Below are 4,037 nucleotides of genomic sequence, written 5' to 3'. Positions count from 1 at the left end.
CCGCGGCGCTGCTCCCGGTGCTCCGCACCGGGAGACGGGGCGAGTCGCTTCGCTCCCCGCCAGGGAGCCGCTCGCGCGGCTCGCAGTGGGTCGGTTCCCGTTGCCGCCGATCGAGTCGCTTCGCTCCTCTGGGTTTCCGAAATTAGGTTCTCACCTGTACTTTCCATCGGAGCGTTCGATCCGGTCCCCCACACCCCAACGAGGCCGCGCGGGCGGTTGTGCCCGACGCGCCGCCCTCTCGACTTCCCGCGCCACCTGATGTCATTACCCACAGCATACCACCCACCCCTCCTTCAACTCGAACAGTTCAAAAACTTCAAAAATATCTAATCTTGTTAATTTACAACATATTACGAACCTTACAATCTGACAATCGTGCATAACTCGTGTAAAAGCCTATTTATCAACTAATTACTCAAATATATTGCTAACCAACAACTTTCAAAACAAGTCCACAACCGGATGAAACGGACGCCCGCGCCCCCGCCGACACCCCGGTGCCGGCACCCCCCCATCACAAACCGGGGACATGTCATCACACCAGGTCACAGCACCATTACGGCCCCACGCAGCACACGGCCCGCACCCCGGAAGTCGTGTGCAGGCCGTGCACCGAGAGAGGAGAACTAGGCTGCGGGGTCCAGCCAGGGCCGATCGTCGCGGCCCTCGACATAGACCCCACCGGGCGGACCGTCGAGCAGTGTCAGCAGCAACTCACGTGCCGCAGAGGCACCGGCGAGCATCTCGTCCGGTGCTCGCACCAGTCCTCCCACTCCCAGCCCGCACCGGCATCGATGCAGCTCTCGACCGCCTCGACCGGCTCACAGCCCACGAACACCCACACACTGGTCGGCCCGTCCGGGTCCCGGACGATCACCGCCTCCACCGTCATACCCGGCACGCCCTCGTCACCGTGTAGCCGAGCGACTCCGCGAGCAGGTGCAGCAGGTCATCCGCCGACGGCAACCGGTCCATCCGGTCCCGGACCGCGTCGCACTCGTCCCGGTCCTCGCACATGCACTCGTTTTGCGGGCCCCGCCCCCGAGGCCGGAATCGAGTCCACAGCCGTCCACCGTCACCGGATCGAGCACCCACCGATCGATGCCGTCCCGGTCCCGCATCAGGTACACCCAGAACGACTCCTCGATGTAGTGGGTGCCACGTGCCAGGGCGCGCTCGCCCCACGACTTGCACGCCTCGGGGGTGGGGATGGTGCTCGTGCCAGTCGTGATTGTGGTCGTGGGCGTCACCGTGGGGTTTCCTTCCGCGTTCAGTGGTGCACGGTGGACGCGAACACCGCACCGGACAGCAGGGCGTCCCTCTGGGCGGCAGACAGGCCCACCATCGCTCCGATGCCGTCGTGGGCGAGCCGGAATACCACGACCCCGCAAAACGGCTGCCAGATCGCCCCATGCGCCCGCGCAATCGCCGCCGCCGTCACGTCGACCCCGCGCATCCGCCAGCGTCGCGAACGTACTTCCGTATGGGAGGTAATCCCCATATCCAGAACCGGCCCCAGCCGGACCACATCGAACCAGCGGCACCCGATCGCCGACCGGATCACCGCACCCGTGCTCGCCGCCGCCGACAGGTCGATCACTTCGGGCGCACGTTCAGACGCCACCCGCACCGGTTCCGACGGTCTTGCCGTGCAGTCCCGACGACGGTAGAGTATCCGATCGGATACGGATGACCCGCGTGCTAGCGGCGGAAACGGGACGGAGAACGCACCATGAACGGAGCCGCACTCCTCGAACGCGTCCGCCGGGCCGCCGGCCTGAGCCAGGACGAACTCGCCCGCCGCGCCCACACCTCACGACCGACCCTCTCGGCCTACGAAAACGGTCGCAAATCCCCGTCCCTGGACACGACACAACGACTCCTCACCGAAGCCGGCTACGACCTCGACGCCACCCCACACATCACCTTCCACCTCGTCCCCGGAGCACGCGGTCGGGACCACCTCGTCCCGGACCGGCTCCCCCGCCTGTCCCTCGAGCAAGCGGTGGCGACAGTCCAGTTGCCCCTGACCTTGAACTGGTCCGATCCCGGGCGCGCGTTTCGGCTCTCCGATCGATCCGAACGCTCCCGGGTATACGAGATCGTGCTGCGCGAAGGCACCCCCGACGACGTACTGACCTACATCGACGGAGCACTCCTGATTGACCTCTGGTCCGAGCTCGTCCTGCCACGCGACCTGCGCACCGCCTGGACACCGGTGATCGAACAGATGCTCCCCACCCCATGAACACAGCGGCACGATCCCGGCACCACAAGAGCTCGTCGTGCTGACCGACTTCCAACTCGAGGTCGCCCAGCTCTTCTTCACCCTGCCGGCCAGCAAGGGCTTCCTCCTCGCCGGCGGCGCCGCACTGATCGCCCAGCACCTGAGCACCCGCCAGACACACGACCTCGACTTCTTCACCGGCCCCGACCGCGGCAACGTCACCCAGGCCCGTGACGAGTTCGAGCAGGCCGCCGACACCCGCGGCTGGCGAATCGACCGCATCCACGACGGCACCACGTTCTGCCGCCTCCTGATCCACGGACCCGAACAACTCCTGGTCGACCTGGCGCTGGACTCCGCCCCGGGACTACCGGCAACCGCGAGCGTGGCAGGACCGACCTACGCCCCCGAAGAACTCGCCGGCCGCAAACTCATCGCCCTGTTCGACCGCGCCGAAGCCCGCGACTTCGCCGACATCTACACACTCTCGGCCACCTACGACAAAAACACACTCCTGACCCGGGCCGCCGAGATCGACGCCGGGTTCGACCCACAGATACTCGCCACCATGCTCGACAGCCTCCAACGATTCCCCGACCACGCGATCCCCACCGACGCCACCGAGCTACCCCAACTTCGTGCACTCTCGTCGCAAACCAGCATTGAGATGCATGCCCATGAGATAGCGATGGTGCATGCACCCCGCGGGCGTGCGCATCGTTTGCATCAAGCTTTGTAGCAAAGTGGCGGACAGGTTGCGGGCGTGCGGGCAACCAAACAGCACTGGGTGCAAGTGCTCCCCATGTATCGCCTACGCCGCTCAGGATCTGTCTTTGTTGTACTGGGGACAGTTCGCGTTGTCGCAGTAGGTGCGTCCTTCGATCTTGCCGCCGGTGTTGCCGAAGTTGTCGTCGGGGTAGTACTCCTGGGTGAGTTGCTGTCCGCAGTTGGAACACTGCCGTACGTCGGAAATAGACCTACCGGTTTGGTTACTGTTGTCCGGATATGGGTGAGGTCATCAGATCCTAGGAGGTGGTGTACGACATCGTCGCGTGATCCCTCGTCTGGGTGGCCACATAACCGTCATCCGTCGGGCCCACCCGAATGGTCATCACCTGCCCCTCTCCGATCGATCCGCCACCGTCAGGATGCGCTGGGACCCACGGGCACGACGAAGTCCACTCGCCAGCCGCCGCGGCGATCCGGCCCGTGACGGCGACGACCTACGACGTCATCTGCTGCCCGGTGACCAGGAAAATCACCCGGCGCCCGACCACGACGGTGTGGTCGCCGAAGCGCTCGTAGAAGCGGCCGAGCAATGTGACATCCACCGCGGCCGGGATACTGCCGGTCCAGGACGGATCCTCGATCAGTGTGAGCAGCCGTCGGTGCAGATCGTCGAGCTCGTCGTCGCGCCTACCGATCTCCGCGGCCAGTTCGGGATCATGCGTGCGCAGGACCCGTTCGGCGAGGCCGGCCAACTCGGCCGCCCCCGCCCCATCTGGGAGAGCAATTCCTCCGCCTCACCGGAAGCGACGTGCTCGGGATGGCGGCGGCGGACGCTTGGGTTTCGTCAAGTGGTCTGGCCCCGGCGGTCGGCATGAATTGCGGCCCCACTGGGGGGTCAGGCGGGCTTTCGGTGGTGGGTCTTGCTGGTGCGCAGTCGATAGGATTGGGTTCCGGTTTCGAGGATGTGTGCGTTGAAGGTGATGCGGTCGACGATCGCGGCAACCAGGCGAGGATCGGGAAAGACGGTGCCCCACTCCGAGAACGGCAGATTCGACGCGATCCCGATACTTGCACGCTCCTC

At 65.3% G+C, this 4,037-nt stretch carries 6 protein-coding genes and 1 pseudogene; 2 read left to right on the top strand and 5 right to left on the bottom strand.

Features of this window, described 5'->3' with window-relative positions:
* Positions 1 to 626: 626 nt before the first annotated feature.
* The 3 genes from CJ179_RS53700 to CJ179_RS50365 all read right to left on the bottom strand — a co-directional run bounded on the left by CJ179_RS53700 (position 627) and on the right by CJ179_RS50365 (position 1,600).
* Positions 627 to 761 (bottom strand): hypothetical protein, encoded by a 135-nt coding sequence (locus CJ179_RS53700; protein ID WP_257016472.1) that lies wholly within the window; start codon positions 759 to 761, stop codon positions 627 to 629.
* Positions 762 to 888: 127 nt separating this feature from the next.
* The gene (locus CJ179_RS53695; protein ID WP_257016471.1) at positions 889 to 1,017 is read right to left on the bottom strand and encodes a hypothetical protein; all 129 of its coding nucleotides are present in this window, start codon (positions 1,015 to 1,017) and stop codon (positions 889 to 891) included.
* Positions 1,018 to 1,270: 253 nt separating this feature from the next.
* Positions 1,271 to 1,600 (bottom strand): hypothetical protein, encoded by a 330-nt coding sequence (locus CJ179_RS50365; protein WP_257016470.1) that lies wholly within the window; start codon positions 1,598 to 1,600, stop codon positions 1,271 to 1,273.
* Positions 1,601 to 1,732: 132 nt separating this feature from the next.
* Here CJ179_RS50365 and CJ179_RS50360 point away from each other — a divergent pair, with 132 nt between their 5' ends.
* Together CJ179_RS50360 and CJ179_RS50355 are read left to right on the top strand one after the other, a co-directional pair.
* Positions 1,733 to 2,248: a helix-turn-helix domain-containing protein gene (locus tag CJ179_RS50360; protein ID WP_095866530.1), complete on the top strand. Its 516-nt coding sequence runs from the start codon at positions 1,733 to 1,735 to the stop codon at positions 2,246 to 2,248.
* A gap of 37 nt (positions 2,249 to 2,285) precedes the next feature.
* A complete protein-coding gene (locus CJ179_RS50355) occupies positions 2,286 to 2,966 on the top strand; it encodes a nucleotidyl transferase AbiEii/AbiGii toxin family protein (RefSeq protein ID WP_218834962.1) in 681 nt (226 codons plus the stop codon).
* Positions 2,967 to 3,450: 484 nt separating this feature from the next.
* Here CJ179_RS50355 and CJ179_RS50350 read toward each other — a convergent pair.
* Positions 3,451 to 3,791, bottom strand: a pseudogene (locus tag CJ179_RS50350) (phosphate uptake regulator PhoU); the annotation flags it as partial.
* 60 nt (positions 3,792 to 3,851) lie between these two features.
* Positions 3,852 to 4,037: ATP-binding protein (locus CJ179_RS50345; RefSeq protein WP_179377994.1), on the bottom strand; the 186-nt coding region annotated here is incomplete at its 5' end.

The sequence above is a fragment of the Rhodococcus sp. ACS1 genome, from assembly GCF_002300155.1.
GTDB lineage: Bacteria > Actinomycetota > Actinomycetes > Mycobacteriales > Mycobacteriaceae > Rhodococcus_F > Rhodococcus_F koreensis.
The sequence above is the reverse complement of the archived record's forward strand: the minus strand, read 5'-3'. Positions and strand labels throughout refer to the sequence as shown.